The sequence below is a fragment of the Variovorax sp. JS1663 genome (assembly GCF_002157355.1).
In the GTDB taxonomy this organism is placed as follows: domain Bacteria; phylum Pseudomonadota; class Gammaproteobacteria; order Burkholderiales; family Burkholderiaceae_C; genus Variovorax.
The window spans coordinates 85,910-106,561 of sequence record NZ_LYMK01000005.1 but is presented as its reverse complement, the minus strand read 5'-3'; the positions used below and the strand labels follow the sequence as shown (position 1 = coordinate 106,561).

General features: G+C 65.5%; 13 protein-coding genes. 3 read left to right on the top strand and 10 right to left on the bottom strand.

Annotation, left to right across the window (positions count from 1 at the left end; genetic code table 11):
- Position 1 precedes the first annotated feature (1 nt).
- Positions 2–337 carry a DUF6527 family protein gene (locus tag A8M77_RS37190; protein WP_086920764.1) on the top strand — a complete coding sequence of 112 codons (336 nt, stop codon included), beginning with the start codon at positions 2–4 and terminating at the stop codon, positions 335–337.
- A gap of 565 nt (positions 338–902) precedes the next feature.
- Here A8M77_RS37190 and A8M77_RS06625 read toward each other — a convergent pair.
- The 10 genes from A8M77_RS06625 to A8M77_RS06575 form a co-directional block, all read right to left on the bottom strand.
- Positions 903–1,778: a phospholipase D-like domain-containing protein gene (locus A8M77_RS06625; RefSeq protein ID WP_086920763.1), complete on the bottom strand. Its 876-nt coding sequence runs from the start codon at positions 1,776–1,778 to the stop codon at positions 903–905.
- A 7-nt stretch (positions 1,779–1,785) separates the two neighbouring features.
- Positions 1,786–3,981 (bottom strand): hypothetical protein, encoded by a 2,196-nt coding sequence (locus A8M77_RS06620; protein WP_086920762.1) that lies wholly within the window; start codon positions 3,979–3,981, stop codon positions 1,786–1,788.
- A gap of 12 nt (positions 3,982–3,993) precedes the next feature.
- Complete coding sequence (locus tag A8M77_RS06615) at positions 3,994–8,196, bottom strand: C-terminal helicase domain-containing protein (protein ID WP_086920761.1); 4,203 nt, start codon at positions 8,194–8,196, stop codon at positions 3,994–3,996.
- On the bottom strand, positions 8,180–10,666 hold the full coding sequence (locus tag A8M77_RS06610) for a hypothetical protein (protein WP_192871557.1): 2,487 nt from the start codon (positions 10,664–10,666) through the stop codon (positions 8,180–8,182). Before A8M77_RS06610 ends, A8M77_RS06615 begins: the two co-directional genes overlap by 17 nt.
- 315 nt (positions 10,667–10,981) lie before the next feature.
- The gene (locus tag A8M77_RS06605; RefSeq protein WP_238136737.1) at positions 10,982–12,529 is read right to left on the bottom strand and encodes an HsdM family class I SAM-dependent methyltransferase; all 1,548 of its coding nucleotides are present in this window, start codon (positions 12,527–12,529) and stop codon (positions 10,982–10,984) included.
- A gap of 652 nt (positions 12,530–13,181) precedes the next feature.
- Positions 13,182–13,628: a lactoylglutathione lyase gene (gene gloA, locus A8M77_RS06595; RefSeq protein ID WP_086920759.1), complete on the bottom strand. Its 447-nt coding sequence runs from the start codon at positions 13,626–13,628 to the stop codon at positions 13,182–13,184.
- Positions 13,629–13,668: 40 nt separating this feature from the next.
- Entirely contained in the window at positions 13,669–14,352 is a 684-nt protein-coding gene (locus A8M77_RS06590; RefSeq protein ID WP_086920758.1) for a glutathione S-transferase family protein, read from the bottom strand.
- Between the two features lie 98 nt (positions 14,353–14,450).
- Positions 14,451–15,125 (bottom strand): ABC transporter ATP-binding protein, encoded by a 675-nt coding sequence (locus tag A8M77_RS06585; RefSeq protein ID WP_086920757.1) that lies wholly within the window; start codon positions 15,123–15,125, stop codon positions 14,451–14,453.
- Positions 15,122–16,771 (bottom strand): ABC transporter permease, encoded by a 1,650-nt coding sequence (locus A8M77_RS06580; protein WP_086920756.1) that lies wholly within the window; start codon positions 16,769–16,771, stop codon positions 15,122–15,124. The genes A8M77_RS06585 and A8M77_RS06580 overlap by 4 nt, the downstream gene beginning before the upstream one ends.
- Positions 16,772–16,775: 4 nt before the next feature.
- Positions 16,776–17,819 carry a Fe(3+) ABC transporter substrate-binding protein gene (locus A8M77_RS06575; protein ID WP_086920755.1) on the bottom strand — a complete coding sequence of 348 codons (1,044 nt, stop codon included), beginning with the start codon at positions 17,817–17,819 and terminating at the stop codon, positions 16,776–16,778.
- Positions 17,820–18,101: 282 nt separating this feature from the next.
- Between A8M77_RS06575 and A8M77_RS06570 the strand changes: the two genes are divergently transcribed.
- Together A8M77_RS06570 and A8M77_RS06565 are read left to right on the top strand one after the other, a co-directional pair.
- Entirely contained in the window at positions 18,102–19,664 is a 1,563-nt protein-coding gene (locus A8M77_RS06570; RefSeq protein WP_192871556.1) for a class I adenylate-forming enzyme family protein, read from the top strand.
- Positions 19,665–19,688: 24 nt separating this feature from the next.
- Complete coding sequence (locus A8M77_RS06565; RefSeq protein WP_086920753.1) at positions 19,689–20,642, top strand: NAD(P)H-dependent flavin oxidoreductase; 954 nt, start codon at positions 19,689–19,691, stop codon at positions 20,640–20,642.
- The last annotated feature ends 10 nt before the right edge of the window (positions 20,643–20,652 follow it).

Below are 20,652 nucleotides of genomic sequence, written 5' to 3'. Positions count from 1 at the left end.
CATGAAGCGGCTTATCGCTCGCGCGCTGCGCAGGTTCGGGTGGCTGCACTACGACCTGCTCGTTTCACCGGTCACGCAGCATCCGGGCAAGAGTCCGGTGCCGCCTGGCGAGCTGTGGCTGGTCATTGACAGCGGCGTCAAGAAATGGGCTTGCATGAGCTGCCCGGGAGGTTGTGGGGTGCAGATCTCGCTTTCGCTCAACCCGGATCGACGGCCCCGGTGGTCGGTCGAAACCGACTTCTGGGGCAGGCCGACGCTCTTCCCCTCGGTTCATCAGCACCGAGCATGCTCCTGCCACTTCTGGGTGAAGAATGGCTTGATCGAGTGGTGCAGGTAGGAAGCGCCGAGTGCTGTTCAGTCGCAGCGGCGCTTGTTGTCGGGGCCTGTCGGGCTTAGGTGCATCGGTATAGGCGGGCGAGTACATATTTCAGGCCGCCGACGAGCTCGCCAGAGGGATGGCAAGTTCCCGGTGGCCGCCAGGCCCTGATACAAAACCTTTGACATTTGCAGGCGATGCCCAAGGTCTTGTATCGATGGATCGGGTACCAGTCGTCGCGACCCGTCACGAGATCTTTGGTCGTGTCCATGGCCGAAATGATCGCGGTCAGGGCTGCGGGCCGGGCGCACATGCCCCCCCACTGCGGCCTCCGTCGATGACATCCTGCTAAAAACCGAAGGTGAATCCCGAGTGCAGGCCGCGCTGCGCCGAATGCCAATCAGCGTGCGGCACCTCGTCACATTTCTGCTCGGCAAGGAGTCAGACCAGTTCGCGACGCCGAAGTCTGGCGGCGTCCGCATCTAGCAGCAGGAAGGGCGAGAAGCCGAGAGACGCCGCGCCGTACCCGGCATTTCTAGTCCCAGGTCCGATGCTGGCTCCTGCAAAATCGTACACGCGGCGCGGCTTACATCCACGGCGTTGCAGCCGCCAGGACCGCGTCGATGACCTCGGCGACACCTGCCGCCGCTCGCCCCTCAAGCACGACGCCCATTTCCATCGAATGTTCAAGGGAGGCCGCTGTCACGTTGGACGAGCCGAGGTAGGCTGTGCTCCGGTCGCAAAGCACCGCCTTTGCGTGGAAGGTTTCCCGCCCGCCGTCCATGCGCGGAATCGAATAGTTGAAGACCCGCACGCCCTCCACCTTGAGCCACTGCGAGATGGCGTCGAATCCGAACGGGTAGTCCTTCCGCGTGTTGTCTTCCAGGCTGCGAAGAATCAGGATGCGCTCGACCCCCGGGGAAACGTTCGACAGCAGCTCCGTCAGCCAGGTTGCGCCGGTGCTGTCAAAGAACGGCGTCATGACGACCATGCGCCGTTTCGCCGCCCGCACCATGCCGTGGAAGGCGTGCTCAGTGGCCTCCAGTTCTGTTGTTCGCCAACCCAGCGCCGATAGCTTCTGCTCCAGCATGCTCGGCCGAGGCGGCTTGGTGAGCACAACCTGCGCCACGGTTGCATCGCGGTGTACGGACGACCGATAGTGCTCAACGGCATGAAGGGCGAAGGCCAGGCGCGGGAAGCGTTCGTGCGCACCGTTACGCGGTTTGTATCCCGCCGGCGTCAACTCAATGAGCCCCAGGCTCGTTGACCGCTCGAGTAGGCCCTGCGTCGCGCCTTCTTCGGTTACACCCAATTGCGCCGCATCGATGAGCGAGCGGGCTGACTGCGCCGAACCGGCGGGCAGGCCTGCCCACGCCTCCAGCACCGCTGCGGCGAGTCCGGCTTTCTCAGCCAGGCCGGCCAAGACGGCTTGCTCGAACGCGGTCAGCTTCTGGGTTGGCATTGCAGACCTACGGTTTGACCATGTCTAGGTAGCCGCGAATCGGCGTGCCCCGCTTGTCGAGACGAGGCCTGCCCCCGATGGACCGCAGAACCGACCGTGAGAGCAGCTTGTTGCCGGCAATGCACGACGTCTCCGGCATCATCACGCAGTCAGGGCAGGCGCCGCCGCGCTCCGTGCACAGTGAGCCGGTCCCGCATTGCGTCGCCTTGGCGCCGAGCATTGCGGTCAGCATCGCCGGGCCGGCATTACGCCAGAGCGCAGACAGGTTGCCCAGGTCCATCGTTGTGCCGTTGCGGTAGACCACGAAGGCCAGGTCAGCCGGAAAGATGTACTCGCCCAATGAACCCAGGTCCAGGCCGGAGTACTCCGACACGTGTTTCATCAGCAAGTGCGAGTAGCTGTGGAGCAGGGTGTACAGGTAGAAGTAGACCGGCGGCGTCGTGGTCTCAGGCAAGTTGTCCAGGAACGGACTCATCGGCTGTGCCGCGCCCAGCAGGCCTGCGCCAATCTTCTCTCCCGCGTTCAAGGTGAACATGTCCGGGCAGTTCAGGTCGCGGAGCCATTCGAGAACGAGTTCTTCCTTGACGCGTACATACAAGGCCTCGTTACCCTGTTGCACGACGTAGACCGGATAACGCGTGCTGTCGTTCTGCTTCACCGGTGGGAACAGGTTTAGGCGAACGGGCATGTCCATGCCCCGCTTGTCCCGCAGGATGGGCGTCGACTCCATGCGCGAGTAGCCGAAGCTGAAGCGACACAGGTCGAATTCCCGGATAAGGCCCATGTCCTCGAGCCCCAGTTTGTCGAGCAACGCGCGCGTCGCGGTCTGCACCTGGTCCGTCTTGTCCTTGTCTTCTGGTGCCAGGTCCTCATCCAGCCGAGTAAAGGACACATACGGCTTCTTCCCGTTGGTCCGCGTCTCCACATCCAGGCGCGTGTTCTTGAGGGCCGCGTGCTCGACGGCCAGGCGGAAAGGGTCGAACTTGGATGCGAACGTCGATTGCCTGTTCTGAAGGTTCGAGACAACCGACACCGGAAGGTCCAGCTTCGGCAGCAGAATCTGTCGTCGGCGAAGGTCATCCAGAATGCGCTGGCGACTCGTGTATGCCATTTCGATGGCGCCTTTCAGCGTAGTCCGCATCGGCTCCGCAAATCCCTCGAGCGTGCGAATCTGCTCCACGGCAGCAAGGTAGTCCGCCAGGTCCTTGGCGCATTCCGGCTTGCCATCGCAGGCCTTCTGCACGTCCTCATCCGTGATGGGTTGCGCGGCAAAACCATACTGCCTCGCCACGAAGTCCTTGAGCTCTGCTTCCCGTCCAGGACGTAGTCGGGTCAGCAACTGCTGGCTGCCGTCCTTGAAGTCGATGAACAGGTCGGACTTGACGTAATACGCGCTCGACGCGCGGTAGGGCGTCGCCTGCATCCGTACCTCGGTCAGGCGGTCCGGCCCCATTGCCGGTCCGAGAATGCGCAAGGTGTCTCGGTCGTTCTGCAGCCACTTCGGTGACAGCGGCTTGTCGCAGGCGGCGCACTCGAAGAACCAATCGCCGATGCCGGCAGAGCGCCGATTCAGCTTGAACAGGAAGCTCCCGCAGACGCAGTTGTCGCGGCGCTTGATGACTTTGGCATCCCGGTCGCTCCAGTGCCACTGGCCCGGAAAGGCTGCCTCCCAGTGACCGGACCAGTGCACGAAGACGACATCGAGCTGCTCCCAGTCGCACTGGCCCTTCTTCTTGGGGTTGGGGCAGCGGTCGGATGTCAAGTTCTCGAGGTTCTTGTCGAGCTCTGAGAGAGTCTCGTAGTCCTGGAACATTCCACAGGTTCGGCACACAAACGTCAGCGGCGCCGGCGTGTACTCCATGTGCGAGGGCCGGCACAGATAGAAGCGATCCTGGCCCGGCAGTTGGAACTCCGACCTGGTTGGGTCAAGCAGGGCCTGGTCGACGCACTGCGCCGGCAGGATGCGCGGCTTCGTTGGGTCGCCGTCGCGTGCAGACGAGGCGGTGTTGAACCAGGCCCGACCCAGCTCGTTCATCCGCTCGAACACCAAGTCCATCGTGGACTCCGTGAGCTGAATGGACTCGCCGGCCGAAGAGCGGGCAATGCAGGCCCCCATACCACCTTCGAAGGTAAAGAAGCTCTCTGGGGCGTAGGCCGTTGCGAGCTGGTTGCGCGACCGGTTCATTGTTTTGGCTTTTGCCATCTTGTTTTTCCCTCAGCTCCGCGCTTCTGTTGCGCTATCGGTCGAATCGATGTCTGCGCCGGAGCCTCGCCGAATGAAGGTCATCGCCCGCGCCGTCATTCCGTCTGCCACGCGCTTGTACGACGCATCGGCACCCGACTCGTGAATGAGGCCGGGCTGGTCCACGTCGCGCAGCGAAGTCATCGGCCGCAGCAGGCTGTTGCGCGCAGCGAAGAACTGGACCAGACGAGTACTGTTCACCAGTCGGTCCACACCCAGGTCCTGCTGGTAGTGGATGAGCTGGCCCTTGAGCAGCGAGCGGTAGTAGTTCTTCCCTTCAGGCGATGGCGAGAATGACAGCCCGAGCGCCTTCTCCATGAACGCCTCAGTGGCCTTCATGTTGGCCGGAACGGCCAGGAAGTCGCGCACGTCGGGCGCCATGGCAAAGGTGGTGCTGTTGCGCTTCTTGTCGTCGTCCGCCGTGCACAGGCGCTCGATGGCGTTCATACCGCACACATACTCTTGGAAGAAGCTCGGCATTACCCGCACCAGCGCCTTCTCGGCCCAGCGGTCAACCGCTGCCGGCAGAATCATTCGCTCCAGGAACCGGTGGAAAATGTCGTGAATCTCTAGCACAAAACGGTCGCGATACCGCTGCGGAACGGGCACCAGCAGCGAGAAGCCCACGTGTGTGCGGCCCACGCGTGACGACGCCTGGATGTACTCTGCGATGTCCGACGGGATGCCCGCGAAGAACATCGCGTTGAACTCTTCCACGTCGACGCCGTGCGAAATGGCGGAGGTGGCAATAACCGACCGAAGGGTGTCGTTCAGCTCCGGGAACGGCTTGTTGATACCAACACGGGTCTCGGCCCGCCGGACGATGTCCTGGATGTCGGCGGCCGACACCGCTCCCGAGATGAGTTCCGAGCTCAGGGCTTGGTCAGCGTAACCCTCGGCCTGGTGAAGCTTCTCGAACTGAACCTTTTCGGTATCGATAACTTGGTCGCCACCTTTCTTGTTCGTGACGTAGGTCAGGGCGATGCGGTGCAAGTCCACCAGTGTCAGCAATGTGGCGGCATCCGCGCCCGCCAGGAGCCGGACAAACTGAGCCCGCAGCGGGCCGGGAGACACCCATCGAATCAGCTCGTCGCGGGCGGCCTTCTCCTTGGTCGGGTCCTCGCTGCGCAGGCGCTCGTACAGGCCGGTGAGCATCACGTGGTAGTGGCCGAGCACCGAGGCCATGGCCACGGTATGGCGGTGCCCATTGGTCAGGACCGAGGAGTAGACGCGCGCCCAGTGGCTGCGCAGCTCCACGTCGCCTGCATCAAGGGCCGCGCGCTCGGTGTCGTCAGATGTAGCGTCTGGCTGGAGGGGCGTCGCGTAGAACGAGTCGTAGAGCGTGGGACCCGGATAAGGGAACTGGACCGTGTTATCGCGCTGGTAGAGGTTGCGCATCTGGCGCTGCGGCTCGCTGACCGTGGCCGACGCGGCAATGACCTTGATTTTTCGACGGACCGTGGACTCGGGCTCGTATGAGAGATGACCCTTCAGCAGCGGCGAGAGTTGGTCGAGCGCTGCCTCCAGCGCTGATTCGAACAGACCCGAGAACGTCCCCAGGGACTCGTCCAGCAGGTGGGCCTCGTCCTGAATCAGCAGGGCCGGAAACGGGTCGAAGAACTTCTTTTCGCCTGCGACGAAAGAGGGGAACAGGGCGCGCGTGCTGGTGCCAGGGTGACCATCCCAGTCCTTGGGTTTCATCGGCACGTACAGGCGCTCGCTGCCGGTCTCGACAAGCGGCGCAAAGCCGAACATCCCGAAGAACTTGCGAATGGTGCCCTGCGACTGGCCAATAGCAGCGAGCTTGTCGACCGTGCCCAGGAGGACGGACGGAGCCAAGTCGTAGATGTCCTCGTCGACGATGTAGAAGGGTAGCGGCGTGGGCTTGGCGAACCGGGCATTCCAGGAGCACTTGTCCTTCGGGGCCGTGCAGTAGTGCCCCATCGCGTTTGCACCGGTACCCGATTGACGGCGCAGCGCTAAGAGGCTCCCGTCCCTGTTGCCACAGAACGGGCACGAGGACAGCTTCAGCCAGCGCTCACGGGCGCTCTTGTAGGGCTGGACGTCCTTGTGCTCGGCCTCCGCACTCGGGGCGAGTTCATCATCGCTGGGGACTTCTGTGTAGCCGTCCTCGGAATGCCAGTTTGGAGTGTTGCTGCCGCCCACCCAGAATCCGAGCGAGAACGGCTCGCCGGGATGCCCGCGCGTGTGTCGGACTTCCTCGGCCGCGCCCATCGTCGCGAAGGTGCGGCGCGCTTGTTGCAAGGTGAGCAGGCGCAACGGGTAGCGCATAAGGGCCGAGACACCTCGGTGCTTGGCCCGCAGGCGGTCGAGAAAGAGAACGAAGGCCAACAGGCCCAAGAACGCCTCGGACTTGCCGCCGCCGGTGGAGAAGTACAGCAGCGTCACGGCATTGGCGTGCTTTGCAACCTCGGGCGTGTAGTAGCTGTGGAACTCTGGAATGCGCGTCGCGAAAGCCGGAATGGACGCCAGGATGAAGGCGAGCTGGAACAGGCGCCACTCGTCATAGCCCTTCGACTTCGCCACCTTGGCCATCGCGGTGTTCATCGAGACCCAGGCTTCGAACGGAATGCCGAGCGGCGACTTCTGCACGCCAGGCCCGCTCCAGCTTGCGCGGGACTTCTCGAGGATATCCAAGCCGCAGCGGATAGCGCCCAGCTCTCGGCGCCAGGCGGCGACGTCCAGGTGCAGTTTTTCCTTCTCGGCCGCCAGTTGCTCGGCGGCATTCGGCCCGTCCAGGCCCCGGTCCACCGGATGCTTCTCGACCTTGGTCAGCCATTGTTCGTAGGCCGTGATGAGTGGCCTCAGGTTGGCTAGGCAGTCGGGTTGCGACAGCTTCTCGATGTTTCGCTCAACGGCGCCATCGGTTGGAATGATGCGAGGCAGCACGTAGCGCGGGGCCCACGTCGTGGTCAGGCGGTGCAGCGCGCCGTCGACCGTCAGAGTGATACCGCCATTGAACCCCAGCGCCGGGTACTTGAGGTACTGGTTGTACCGGTAGGACGGCTTGACGCGGTCCAGGCGTAGGAACTGGTGGTCGGCCGCCGGCACCGCAGTGGTCACCGAGACATGGAAGAGTGAGGGTTCCAGCTCCTTGAAGTTCGCCTTCGTGAGCGGAGCGGTCCAGTTTTCCAGCGCCACGTGGACGGTCATGCGAGTCGTATCGACCGGGTCCGGCACCGCCTGGACAACCCAACGCAGTTCAATCTGGGGCACGATGACCGCCAGGCCCGAGGCGCGCACCCGTTCCAGGAAGCCCTTCCAGCCACGCACGTCAGACGGCCGCACTCGTGTGCGCCGGTATCCCCACAACTTGCCACCTGCTTCGGGGTCGGAGCTGGCGGCCCAGTCGCCGAGCTGCTTGGCGATGGCTTCATTCAGGGCATCGGTCGCCTTCTTCGCATCGGCCTCGGCTGTTCCCGGGGTGAACTCGAAGGAGGGCAGGGCGAGCTCGAGCCGGAACCACTTCGGCGGGGGAGGAATGTCGTCAGCCAGGCCGTCAGGAGTGGTCAGGCCGGTGGCGACCTCTTGAACTGGCCGAGCCTCGCCTTCCTCGCCGCCTTCGTCATTCTCACCTTCGGTGCCCTCGGTTTCGCCATCTTCCTCTGCTGGTGCACGGTCCAGTCGGTTGTCGAACGGCAGGCCCATCGACTCGTAGACGGCCTTGCGAGCGTCGTAGCTCTTCGCGGCCCACTCCGGGTGCGTCTTGCCGCCTGGCAGTGCGGCAACGAGCCTGCCTAGTGCGTCCTTGACCTTGCTCCGAATATCGGCGCGGGCCTCCCGCGTCAGGGGGAACGTTGCCTCCAGTCGTCCGCCGGGCTTCACTTCGTCCTCGGTCGGCAAAATGCGGACGTATACGGCGCCAGTTAGCGACACACCCAGCGTGGTGCTCACAGCAGCCGAGCGAATCTGGAAGTCCATGCCGTGCGCGCTGATGCGGATGGGATCCGCCTCCTCGTCGCCGCCGCGCTCCTCTGGCGGCATCGGCACGATGAACTCCGACATCAACGCGGCGCTCGGTTTGGCCCCGTAAATGACCTTGTAAAAGTCGCCTCGGCCGGCGAGTCGCGCAGACAGTCCGTTGAGCAGGCTGTCGACAACCGCCTCTTTGTAGGCCGGATGGATGTTGCGAGGATTCTTACTGAGAATGGACACGTGTCTCTCCCTTTGTGATCGTTGTCTCGCGCGCAAGTGGCGGCACAACCTGTTCGACTCGATAGACGCAGCGCAACGCCTCCTGCTGCAGTTGCCGTATGACGTCTTCGGACACCTTCCGGTAAGTCGCGGCGCTCTCGGGCTGGAACAGAATCTCGGCGTACCGGGCGACCAGCTCCCGTCCCAGGTACTGGTTCAGACGCCGCGCATTGCGCACGAAACCCCAGTGCTGCTCTGCAGCCTCCTCGCTGATACCCAAGGCCTTGCAGAACACCTTGAAGTACTTGGAGTCCTTGGAGGCGTGGGGCCGTGTGTCGTCCTTCGCTTGTAGGGCCAGCCAGTAGTACACACGACCCGGCCGGCAGTCCGCGGCCTTCGGGTCCAGTTCAACCATCTTGGCGTGAATCTCGCGAGCCAGTGCTGACCGCTTGGTGGACTTGAACATCAGCGCACAGCGCCGCTGAACATCGTCGTGGTACAGCTTGAGCAACATGCGCACCGGGTCCACCACGGAGCTCACGCCCTCGCCGTTCAGCTGCAGTGACGACTCCAGCTTGGCGCGCAGCTCGTCGCTCATGTCGAAGATGAAGTCATCAGGCTGGATAGCGCTTGCGGCCGCGCGGCGAAACGGAGGGTCTTCATCGGGTACGTGGCGATAGACCCAGCCAGAAGCATATGCCCGGCCACCACCTTCAAGCTCGAACTTGTAGTACGCCTGCTCGCCGCTCTGACCGTTGTGACCGTTGTCGTCGAACTTAAACGTGAGGGGCATCTCACGCAGCTTGTTGATGACCAGTGGGTTCGGCACCTCCGCTAGACGCCGCTCCAGCTCCTGGGCCAGCAGACCGATGCGACCGCGGTAGGCCTTGAACGCATCCACCTCCTTCATGCTGATGAGCGTTGTGAGCGTGGACTCGGCCTGACGATAGGCCACCAGCGCCACGGTGCCGTGCGGCACTTCCGGATGGGTCAACAGGATGCGGAGCACGTCGGGGTTGATGCCGATGAAGGTGAAGTGCTTGCCTTTGCGGTCGCCCGTGAGCGTCTTACCCACGGCAGAGAGCGTGTGCCAATCGATACGACCTTCAGCGGCGGCCCAATCCGCGCCCAGCTTGCGCTGCAAGAAGCGATGCGCCATTCGCACGTACCGGTTGCTCGGCAGCACCAGGGAGATGCCTTGCCGGCCAGCAACGGCGTGCTTGCGGACTTCCGAGAGCATGCGGGCCGCCATTGGCGTAGCGTCATTCCAGTCGTCGAGGAGCTTCTCCGCACGCTCGATGGCGCGTTCTACGGCGTTGCGTACCGAGTTCAACGTGCCGGAGTCGAGCGCCGAGGCCAGCCGGAGCTTCACGGGCGTCCAGGCGTTCTGCTGGCTGCAGTAGTCGCCTCCGCCGGTCTCCGCCGAAGCCGCTGTCAGGTCGGTGTATCCCGCCGGCATGTTTGACAGCCGCAGAACGTACATGCAGGCTTCAAGAAGTGCTTGATAGGCCGGACTCTCATCTTTGCCTGCCGACGCGGTCAGACGTTGGAATGCCAGCGCAAGCTGAGATGCGTCGCGGTCAACGATGCTCACGCTGAAGTTGGAGTTGCTACGCTGAGCGGGTTGCCAGTCGATAGCGACCGGGTGAGCCGAGAGCAGTACTTCTTCAGATTCGGCGGCCCACACCCGCGTCTTAAGCGTGCTCACGGTATTACGAAGCTGCGCCCGCAAGATGAAGAAGGTCTTGGGGTCGTCGGTCACGACCACGGCACCTGTATCGGAAAGACTACTTTCTTGTGCAATCGATAGAAAATCGGGAATCCGATCAACGGCAGCGTAGTTCGTACGTCGAGCCGCCTCCGTGGCGTCTAGCAGCAAGATTTCTGGGCGTCCGGGGCCCTTCAAAGCTTGGGCAGCCAATGCTGCGCGCCACGACTCCTTCTTCGCGGTATGGTGCATTACCATGAGAGCGCCGGGTGCCTTCTCGGGGATGTCCCATTCCTGGCTGACCCTCTCGCGGAGATCACGCCGGAGCGCCAGACGTCCGACTTTGGCGAGAGTGCGTTCCAGAGGGTTGGAAGCTGTCGTGGCCCAGGCCCGCTTGGTTGGGTCGAAGACGAACGTCGGAACGAGCTCCGCGAGGGATGGATTCGGGGCGCCGGGCGTGTGCTGGGTCAAGTCGTTCAGCGCCCACAAAGCGCCGAGGAACGCCGGTGACGTCGTGTACGACTCCGCCTCGAGTGTGCCGTTCGGTTGTTCCACCCATAAGCTGCGATAGAAAGTGCTCAATGCCTTGCGGTCGGCGAGCACGCTATGGAGTGGCGCACGGCAGGCATGCGTGCCCGGATAGAGCAAGGTGCGCATGCCGCGCAGGTCCTTGGCAAAAACGCGCTCGACGCTTGCTAGCAAGTGCAATAGAGGCAGCGCCGTTACCTTTGCCGGCCAGACCAGGCATAGTGTCACCCCGCCCTGATCGGCTACCTCAAGCACGGTGCTTACGAGCTCCTTGGTCCAAGGCTGCGCTGCCACGGTCTCCCCGGCAGTCCGTGATTGGTAGGTCAGGCGGGCATTGCCGGCGCGGACCTGCGCCCAAGGCCGTTGTGGACGGACAGGGGCTGGCGACTGCGGAGGGGGAAGCGGCACCACACGGGGTTTGACCGGTGAGTGCCTCCCTCCCACGGGCTTGGTGGCGTACTTGCGTGCCCGTTCGGCTTGTTTCTCGCGAGCCTTTGCTTGGTCTGCCTGGCGGTCGGCCAGTGATTTGAATTGAGGCATTACAAAGTCCGAACAGTTCTTGCCGTGTAGTCATCCCTCGGAAACGAGTCCGAAAGCCAGGTGCACTGCTTCCTCCATGGACCTGCCATCGGCGAGGGCCTCTCGAAGTGCCCGCGGGTCGGGGAGCGCAAGTTGATTGAGCTCAAACGCTGAGACGTTGATGGCACCCGAGATGCACCGGAAGTAGCGGTCGACCGCATGCGCGCTCAGCAGCTTGGCGAGCTTAGTGGGCGGCAACGCTGGCTTGTCGCTGACCGCTTCGATGATGACGACGTGGTTCTCACCGATGAAGCCGCCGTACGTGTCGAAGACGCCCGGTGACACTGCAGCCGCCACAAGGCGCCGCGGCTGGTCGTTCGACGTCACTCGCTGCATGACCACGCATGGCGACGTGACTACGGACATATGCCCCTTGTCGCCCAGGTCGACGAATCGATGCTCGCCGTCGTAGGCTGAGGTGTCCTCCAGCCGAACGATGCGGCCCGGGACGATGTCCCGCGACCACATGAGCGGCATCGCTGTGTGCGCCTTGGCCTTCCGGGCGTCCTGAAGCGAATCGAACTTGGGCCGTTTGTCGCGGTTCCAGACGTACGCCCCGATGCGCACCCGGTAGCCGTAGTCGGACAGGCGGAACCGGGATAGGGCGGCCGCCTTAAGCAGGGTCACGTCGTCGACGGAACGCGGGATGGGCCACACGGCGCCGGAGTTGGAGAGGGTGCATTCACCGACGCTCGTGTATTGTCCCGCCCCCGAGACGACGGAGACGTTGGCGCGCACCTGCGTGTGGTCTTCTTCGGCGCGGCGCCGTAGAACTGTCAAGGCGGTCTCTTGCTCGACGTCAATGAATACACCCTGGCGGTCGCTGACCATGCCAATGTGCTCGACGTCGGTGTTGCGCATAAGGAATTTGCGCAGTCGACCGAAGTACTGCCCTGAAAGGAAACTGGTCGGAGTGACCAGTGCGGTATGTCCGCCGATCCGAAGCAAGCGGACGCAGAGGGCGATGAAGAGGCAGTACAGGTTCGGCTGGGCCTCGATTACATCTGAGTACGTGTCGCGCAAGGGCTCCAACTCCTCGGCGGTCATCTTTCGGTAGGGCGGATTGCAGACGACGACATCCGCCGTACCGAGACAGGCGGCTAGGGTAGTCAGGGAGTTGGCCGTGTGGACGTTGAAGGATGGGACGTAGTTCGTTTTCTGGATTTCCGCGTGCAGCGCCATGCATAGGAAATGCTTGGACAACTCACACAGTGTCTTGTCCAGATCGCAGCCGCTGAGGTGCCTCTCGATGTGCTTGAGCACCTTCAGCGCCGTGAATCCCTGCGCAACCAGCGCGGTTCGCATTCGCAAGGCAATCGGTGCCAAAAAGGCCGCGCCTCCGCAGGCAGGGTCCATGAAGGACTGACTCCCAAAGTCGACGCCCTGCGCGGCAAGGTCTTCGAGTAGGCCCTCGGTCAGCGACGCCGGCGTAAAGAACATTGCCAGGCTCTTGCGGTAGCCCTCGTCGGCCAGTACGGCGTAGGCGGAACTCAGCCAGTACGTCGCCTCAAGGTAGCTCAGCTGACCCAGCAGTGCCACGAAAGCCGCAATCTGGGGCTCCGCAGCGAGCACCTTCGAATAAGGTAGGGAGGGCTGTGGGAGTGCCGGGAAAGCGGTCTTGCACCAAAGGCGAAGCACTGTCCCGACAAGCGTTGACGCGTCGCATTCGCAACGCTCAGTGACTTGGCCAAGGGCGCGGATGCGCCGGGTAATGGATAGCTTCGACGGGGGCGTCATTAGAACCGGCCCCATCCTCCGTCTGCTCTTGTTGGCCTATCCCTTTGTGACTGTATGACCATGCTTTTTCTCCCTGGGCACGTCGTTGCATATAGGTTCTTTGGCGAGGCAGGCGAGCGAGTAAGTGCGACAGTAGTCGAGTACCAGCTTCTCCAACATATTGGTCTGCGACCGCTGTTCGCGCGCTGCTGCTTCTTCGAGGCAGCGCTTCACCAGTGGCGACACCCGGAAGCTGATTGACACCGACTTCGTGGCTCGCTCCATCGAGGCCTCCTTAGGTCCGTATAGTAAGTCGCAATACGAATTACCGAAACAGGTGGTAACCCCGCGGGGGGGGGGGCGACCAGGCGGGATGGAGGCCACCAAGCCGATGGAGCGGAAGTTGGTCGCCATGGCTGCATGCCGTCACCGGATAAACAAAAGCCCGCTTGTGCGGGCTTTTGTTGCTCATCTGCTACGCGCTGCGCAGCGGATCGGTGTTTTTGGCGTCCGATTGGCGTCCATATTCGTAAGTTGTTGATTTTGTTTGTATTAATTCGATCTTGTAGCCGTCGGGGTCCGTCACGAAGGCGATCACGGTGGTGCCGCCCTTCACCGGGCCGGCCTCGCGCGTGACGTTGCCGCCCGCCGCCTTGATCTTCTCGCAGGCCGCGTAGGCATCGGGCACGCCCAGGGCGATGTGGCCGTAGGCGGTGCCGAGCTCGTAGCTGTCGGTGCCCCAGTTGTAGGTCAGCTCGATCTCGGCCTGCGCCGGGTTGCCCTCGTAGCCGACGAAGGCCAGGCTGTACTTGTACTCGGTGTTCTCGGAGCGGCGCAGCAGCTGCATGCCCAGCACCTTCGTATAGAAGTCGATGGAGCGCTGCATGTCGCCGACGCGCAGCATGGTGTGGAGGAGTCGCATCTCGTGGTGTCTTGGGTTGTCGAGGGCACCGATTGTCGGCTCAGTCGCGGGCAAGCGTCAGCAGATGGGCTTCGTGCTTTTCCAGGAAGGCGCGCAGATGCTGCCGGTACTCGGGCACCACCGCCTCGCGCACGCTGGGCCGCTCGCGCAGCGCCTGCCGCCAGGCGCGCACCTTGGGCGTGCGGTCGAACACGCGCGAGTCGTGCAGTTCGTCGAAGAGCTCGAAGTAGCGGAACACGGGCGCGAACACCGCGTCGACCAGGCTGAAGCGCTCGCCGGCGAAGAAGGGGCCGTCGCCCAGCGCCGCTTCCACGCGCTCGAACTTGGCGGCCAGGGCCTGGCGTTTCTGCTCGAAGACCTCGGCATCGCGCGTGGTCTCGTAGCCCCACAGGTCGACGAGGACGGCGGAGCCGAACTCCATCCAGGCGCGGTGCTCGGCGCGCTGCAGCGGATCCTCCGGATGCAGGCGCGGGCCGGGCTGGGTCTCCTCGATGTACTCGCAGATCACGTTGCTCTCGAACAGGATGGTCTCGCCGCCGCCGGGCCGCGGCACGCGCAGCAGCGGCACCTTGCCGAGGGGCGAGATATCGAGAAACCAGGCGGGCTTGTTCGCCAGGTCGATCACGATGCGCTCGAAGGCGACATCCTTCTCGCGCAGCGCGATCGCGGCGCGCTGCACGTAGGGGCACAGCAGGTGGCTGACGAGGGTGAGGGGGCGGGTCATCGGGGCTTCCTTCTTCCGGGGAGTGGTCGGGAAGCGCGATTCTTCCGAGGCTCGAAAACCTTATCTAAAAAAGCTCATCGCCAAAAACGCGCGCTGTGCTAGGCGGTCCAGCGCGTGAGCCGCCCGTTGTGCATCAGGCCGACGTGGTCAGCCATGGTCTGCGCCTCGGCCTCGTTGTGCGTGACCAGCACCGCGGTCTGGCCCGCCGCCTTGAGGATCTCCCGCACCTCGACGGTGAGCCGCTCGCGCGTCGCGGCATCGAGGTTGGAGAAAGGTTCGTCGAGCAGCAGCAGGGCGGGCGAGGGCGCCAGCGCGCGGGCCAGCGCGATGCGCTGCTGCTGGCCGCCGGAAAGCTCGTGCGGATAACGTCCGCCGGCATCGCCCAGGCCGACCAGCGCGAGCATCTCGGCCACGCGCGCCTGCCGGGCCCCATGTGCCAGTTTGCGCAGGCCGAAGCCTACGTTCTGCGCCGCTGTCAGGTGCGGGAACAGCGCGTATTCCTGGAACATCATGCCGACCCGGCGCTCTTCCGGCGGCAGGTGCAAGGTGCTGGAGGACAGCAGCCGATCGCCAAGGCGCACGCTGCCCGCGCGCACCGGCTCGAAGCCGGCGATGGCGCGCAGCACCGTGGTCTTGCCGCAGCCGGAGGGGCCGAGCAGGCATCCGATGCGGCCCGCGTCCAGCGTGAGCGAGAAGCCGTCGACCACGGTGTGCAGGCCGCGCGCGCCTTCGTAGGCGAGGCGCACCTCGTCGAGTCGCAGGGCGGCGCTCATGATCCCGTTCCCTCAAGATGCGCGCCGAGCCCGTTGCGCGCCAGCAGCATCACCGGCAGCAGGCCGGCGGCCACGATCGCCAGCGCGGCGATCGCGCCTTCCTCGTAGGTGCCGCGCGCGGCCTCGGCATAGAGCCAGGTCGCGAGCGTGTCGAAGTTGGCGGGGCGCAGCAGCAGGGTGGCGGGCAGTTCCTTCATCGCATCGACGAAGACCAGCAGGGCGCCGGCCGCGATGGCCGGGCGCAGGAGGGGCAGGTGCACGCGGCGCAGGGTGCCGGCGGCGCTCTCGCCCAGCAGGCGCGAGGCCTGCTCGAGCGCGGGCGGGATGCGCGCCAGTCCGGCCTCGATGCCGCCCACGGGCATGGCCAGGAAGCGGATCGCGCAGGCGATCACCAGCACGATGCCGGCGCTCATCAGCGGCAGGCCCTCGCGGCCGAGCAGCGTCGCCAGCATGGCGTCGATGCCCAGCGCGGGCGTCAGCAGCCCGATGGCCAGCACGGTGCCGGGCAGCGCGTAGCCGAGCGTGGCGGCGCGCGCCTGCCAGCGGGCGCGGTTGATGCCCGAGCCCTGGCTGCGCACCGCCCAGGCCACCACCAGGCCGGCGGCGACGGTGGCCGCCGTCACGCCGGCAGCCAGCGCCAGCGTGTTGCCCAGGCTCGCGAGCAGGCCGTCGGAAATGCCGCTGCCCAGGCGCAGCCGCTTGACCGTTTCCCACACCAGGTAGAGCGCCGGCGCGGCGAAGCCGATCAGCACCGGCAGCGCGGCCGCGATGCAGGCGAGCCAGGCGGCGGGGCCGTGCAGCCGCCGCGGTTCGACGCCGCGCATGCGTTGCGCCGAGCCGTAGCGCTGGTGGCGACGGCCATGGCGCTCCAGCAGTACCAGCGCGACCACGACCAGCAGCATGGCGCAGGCGATCTGCGCCGCGCCCGCCAGGTCGGAGCGCGTGATCCAGGTGGTGTAGACGGCCACGGTCAGCGTCTGGATGCCGAGGAACTCGGAGGCGCCGATGTCGTTGAGCGCTTCCAGCAGGGCCAGACTCAGGCCCACCGCCAGCGCCGGCCGTGCCAGCGGCAGGGCGACGCGGAAGAAGGCGCCGCGCGCGTTCTCGCCAAGGGTGCGGGCCGCCTCCATCAGATGAGCCGGCTGGGTCATGAACATGGCGCGCGCCGTCATGTAGACATAGGGGTACAGCACGAAGCCGAGCACCAGAATGGCGCCCGGCATCGAGCGCAGATCCGGCAGGCGGAACTGCCGCGGGCTGTCGAAGCCCAGCGCCCAGCGGATCGCGCCCTGAACCGGGCCGATGGGATGGAGCAGGTCGAGGTAGGCGAAGGCCACGATGTAGGTGGGCATGGCCAGCGGCAGCAGCAGGGCCCAGTGCAGCACGCGCCGGCCGGGGAAGTCGCAGGTGGTGACCAGCCAGGCGCAGCCGGTGCCGATCACCAGCACCAGCACGCCCACGCCGAGCAACAGGATCGCCGTGTTGAGCGCGGCCTGCGGCAGCACGTGCCGAGCCAGATGCGTCCAGTGCGAGAAGTCGGCGCCGAAGGCCAGCCAGCCGAGGCTGAGCACCGGCGCGAGCACGCCGAGGGCAATGGCGACCGAGGCGGTCCGCCAGAGCGGTCCGACCGGCCTCAACGGGTTCACCCGCTTATTGGTCGAAGCCGACCTTGTCCACCAGCGCGCTGGCCTGCTTGCGGTACTTGGCGATCTCGGCGATCGGCAGCGGGTCGACCTTCAGCTCGCCGATGCTGGCCGAGGTGATGGAGTCCAGCGCCACGCCCTTGCGCACGGGGTACTCGAAGTTGGTCTCGGCATAGAAAGCCTGGGCCGGCTCGGAGACCAGGAACTCGAGCAGCTTGACCGCGTTGGCGCGCTGCGGTGCGTTCTTCGCGACCGCGGCGCCGCTGACGTTGACGTGCGTGCCGCCGCTCTTCGAGTTGGCGAAGGTCGGGCGGATCACCTTGATGGCCTCGCCCCACTTGCGCGCGTCGCTGCCTTCCTTGGCGCTCTTCATCTGGCCGACGTAGTAGGAGTTGGCCAGGCCGATGTCGCAGATGCCGCCCAGGATGTCGCGCGCCACGTCGCGGTCGCCACCGGAGGCCTTGCGCGCCAGGTTGGCCTTGACGCCGCGCAGCCACTGCTCGGCCTTGGCCTCGCCGTCATGCGCGATCAGCGAGGCGACCAGCGCGGTGTTGTAGGGATGTTGGCCGGAACGGATGCAGACCTTGCCCTTGTACTTGGGGTTCGCGAGGTCTTCGTAGCGGAAGCTGCTGACCGGCAGGCTCTTGTCGGCGTAGAGCACGCGGGCGCGCATCGACAGCGAGAACCACTGGCCGTCCGCGCCGCGCAGGTTGGCGGGCACGGCCGATTCGAGCGCCGCGGACTTGACCGGCTGGGTGACGCCGCCCTCGACCAGGTCGATCAGGTTGCCGATGTCCACCGTCATCAGCACGTCGGCGGGGGAGCGGGCGCCCTCGGCCTTGACGCGTTCCAGCAGCCCGTCCTTCACGAACACCGTGTTCACCTTGACGCCGCTCTGGTTGCTGAAGGCGGTCAACAGCGGCTGGATCAGGCCGGCTTCACGCGTCGTGTAGACGGTGACCTCGTTGGCGAAGGCCGGGGCGGCCAGGCCGCCGGCGAGGGCGAGGCAGGCCAAGGTGCGGGTGGCGAGAGCGTGCGGGAAAGTGGTCATGGGTCCTCCGGGGTGTGTGTCGTTGGTACGTCCGCGCCGAGGCGCTGATACGAATCATTATCACTGCTGGCCTGTCGCGGCTGCGCATTTCCTTAGGGCGCTGATGGACGCCAGGAGGAAAGTCCAACTCGGTCGCAGGGGATGCCGGTGGAGCCTCACGCGGACTGTTCTGCTGTGCAGTACTGAAGGTCGAACTGGCAGCAAATTGGATGCTCACGAACTGCCCTGCGGAATAAGATTCTGCAAAAGCTGCAAGCGTCGCAACCCCCTCAGGACGGAGACATGACGAGCCTTTCTGCCAACGCCCCCGCTTCGCCTTCGCGCATCCATCACCTGCTGGACCGATGGGTCCGGGACCGTCCCGACGCGCCCGCGGTGCGGGATGCCCATGTGGCGCTCAGCTATGCCGGCCTGGAGGCGGCGGCCCGCGCGGCGGCGCGCCAACTGGCGGAACTGCAGGTCCGCCCCGGCGACCGGGTGCTGGTGGTGGGCGAGAACTGCGCCGCCGCCTGTGCGCTCGTGCTGGCGTCAAGCATGCTGGATGCCTGGTCGATCGTGGTCAACGCGCGCCTGTCCGAGCGCGAGGTCGACACCTTCATCGCCCACTCGGGCGCCCGCCGCGTGATCTTCACCTGCCATGTCTCGGCCGATGCGGAGAAGCATGCACGGCGTCTCGGCGCCGAGGCGCTGGACTGGGCAGGCCTGGGGCCGCTGTGGGTCGGCCCGCTGGCCGGGCAGGCGCAGCCGGAGGCCTGCGCGCCCGCGGCGCAGGACCAGGTCGCCGCGATGATCTACACCTCGGGCACCTCCGGCGCGCCCAAGGGCGTGATGCTCACCCATGCCAACCTGATGTTCGCGGCGCGCAGCGCGCACGAGATCCGCGGCCTGGGCCCTGGCGACCTGATCTACGGCGTGCTGCCCATGGCCCACGTCGTCGGCCTGTCGACGCAGTTCCTGGGCTGCATCGCCAGCGGCGCCGGCCTGGTGCTGGAGCCGCGCTACACGCCCGCGGGCCTGGCGCAGGCGCTGTCGCAGCAGGGCGTGACCGCCTTCACCGGCGTGCCTGCCATGTTCGCCAAGCTGCTGGACTGGGCGCGCGAGAACGGTCGCCCGGTCGAGGCGCCGGCCCTGCGTTTCGTGTGCGTGGTCGGCTCGCCGCTCACGCCCGCGCTGAAGGCCGGCGTCGAGGCCGCGCTCGGGATGCCGCTGCACAACGGCTACGGCCTGACCGAGACCGCGCCTACCGTGGCCCAGACGCGCATCGAGGCGCCGCGCGCCGACTGCACGGTCGGCTTCGCGCTGCCGGGCGTGCAGACGCGCATCGTGGATGCGCCCACCGGCGTGGACCTGGCCGCCGGCGAGATCGGCGAGCTCTGGGTGCGCGGACCGAACCTCATGAAGGGCTACTACCGCAACGAGGCGCTGACTCGCGAGGCGGTGAACGCCGAGGGCTGGTTCAACACCGGCGACATGGCGCGCCGCGACGCGGACGGCGCGCTGCACATCGTGGGCCGCAGCAAGGAACTGATCATCCGCTCGGGCTTCAACGTCTACCCGGTGGAGGTCGAGCAGGTGCTCAACAGCCATCCCGAGGTGGTGCAGTCCGCGGTGGTGGGGCGCAGCGTCGGCCACAACGAAGAGGTGGTGGCCTTCGTCGAGCGGGTGTCGGGTTCGACGCTGGATGACGAGACGATGCGGCCCTTCCTGCGCGCGCGGCTGTCGCCCTACAAAGTGCCGAGCGAGATCCGCTTCCTCGCTCAGCTGCCTTCCGCACCCACCGGCAAGATTCTCAAGAGCGTGCTGAAGACCCTTGCGCAGCAAGGCGACGCGCTTTCCTCCCACTGACTCGCTCGCTGCAAGGACTTCTGCATGGCACTCCCCGCGCTCCTGAAAGACAGGCTCACGCTGCCGCTGATCGGCTCGCCGCTGTTCATCATCTCCAACCCCGACCTGGTGCTGGCCCAATGCCTCGCCGGCGTGGTGGGTTCCTTCCCGGCGCTCAACGCGCGGCCCAAGGAACTGCTGGACGAATGGCTGACGCGGATCACCACCACGCTCGACCAGGCCCAGGAGGCCGAGCCCGCGCGCCGCATCGCGCCTTTCGCGGTGAACCAGATCATCCATTCGTCCAACGACCGGCTGGACCACGACATGGACCTGTGCGTGAAGCACCGCGTGCCGATCATCATCACCAGCCTCTCTGCGCCCACCGACTACGTCAGGCCGGTGCATGCCTACGGCGGCCTGGTGTTCCACGACGTGACCAACGTCAAGCATGCGCAGAAGGCGCTGGACGCCGGCGTGGACGGCCTGATCCTGGTGTGCGCGGGGGCCGGTGGTCATGCCGGCACGATGAGCCCTTTCGCGCTGGTGTCCGAGGTGCGGCGCTTCTTCGACGGGCCGATCGCGCTGTCGGGCTCCATCACCTCGGGCGCGCACGTGGCCGCGGCACTGGCCCTGGGCGCGGACCTGGCCTACGTCGGCACGCGCTTCATCGCCACGCCGGAGGCCAATGCGCAGGAAGCCTACAAGCAGATGATCGTCGACAGCGCCGCCAGCGAGGTGACCTACACCCCGCTCTTCACCGGCGTGCACGGCAACTACCTGACCCGCAGCATCGCCAACGCCGGGCTGGACCCGGCCAACCTGCCCACCGCCGACAAGTCCTCGATGAACTTCGCCACCACCCGCGTCAAGCCCTGGAAGGATGTCTGGGGCGCGGGGCAGGGCGTGGGCAACATCGACGAAGTGCTGCCCACGGCCGAGCTGGTCGCGCGCATGGCGCGCGAGTACCGCGGCGCCCTGGCGCAGATCGCGGCCTGAGAGCACCATT

What these genes read in the sequence shown, in the direction of transcription:
- A8M77_RS06620 (WP_086920762.1), bottom strand. Translation starts at nt 3,981, where the DNA reads ATGGCAAAAGCCAAAACAATGAACCGGTCGCGCAACCAGCTCGCAACG.
- A8M77_RS06575 (WP_086920755.1), bottom strand. Translation starts at nt 17,819, where the DNA reads ATGACCACTTTCCCGCACGCTCTCGCCACCCGCACCTTGGCCTGCCTC.
- A8M77_RS06570 (WP_192871556.1), top strand. Translation starts at nt 18,102, where the DNA reads ATGACGAGCCTTTCTGCCAACGCCCCCGCTTCGCCTTCGCGCATCCAT.
- A8M77_RS06590 (WP_086920758.1), bottom strand. Translation starts at nt 14,352, where the DNA reads ATGACCCGCCCCCTCACCCTCGTCAGCCACCTGCTGTGCCCCTACGTG.
- A8M77_RS06585 (WP_086920757.1), bottom strand. Translation starts at nt 15,125, where the DNA reads ATGAGCGCCGCCCTGCGACTCGACGAGGTGCGCCTCGCCTACGAAGGC.
- A8M77_RS37190 (WP_086920764.1), top strand. Translation starts at nt 2, where the DNA reads ATGAAGCGGCTTATCGCTCGCGCGCTGCGCAGGTTCGGGTGGCTGCAC.
- gloA (WP_086920759.1), bottom strand. Translation starts at nt 13,628, where the DNA reads ATGCGACTCCTCCACACCATGCTGCGCGTCGGCGACATGCAGCGCTCC.
- A8M77_RS06565 (WP_086920753.1), top strand. Translation starts at nt 19,689, where the DNA reads ATGGCACTCCCCGCGCTCCTGAAAGACAGGCTCACGCTGCCGCTGATC.
- A8M77_RS06625 (WP_086920763.1), bottom strand. Translation starts at nt 1,778, where the DNA reads ATGCCAACCCAGAAGCTGACCGCGTTCGAGCAAGCCGTCTTGGCCGGC.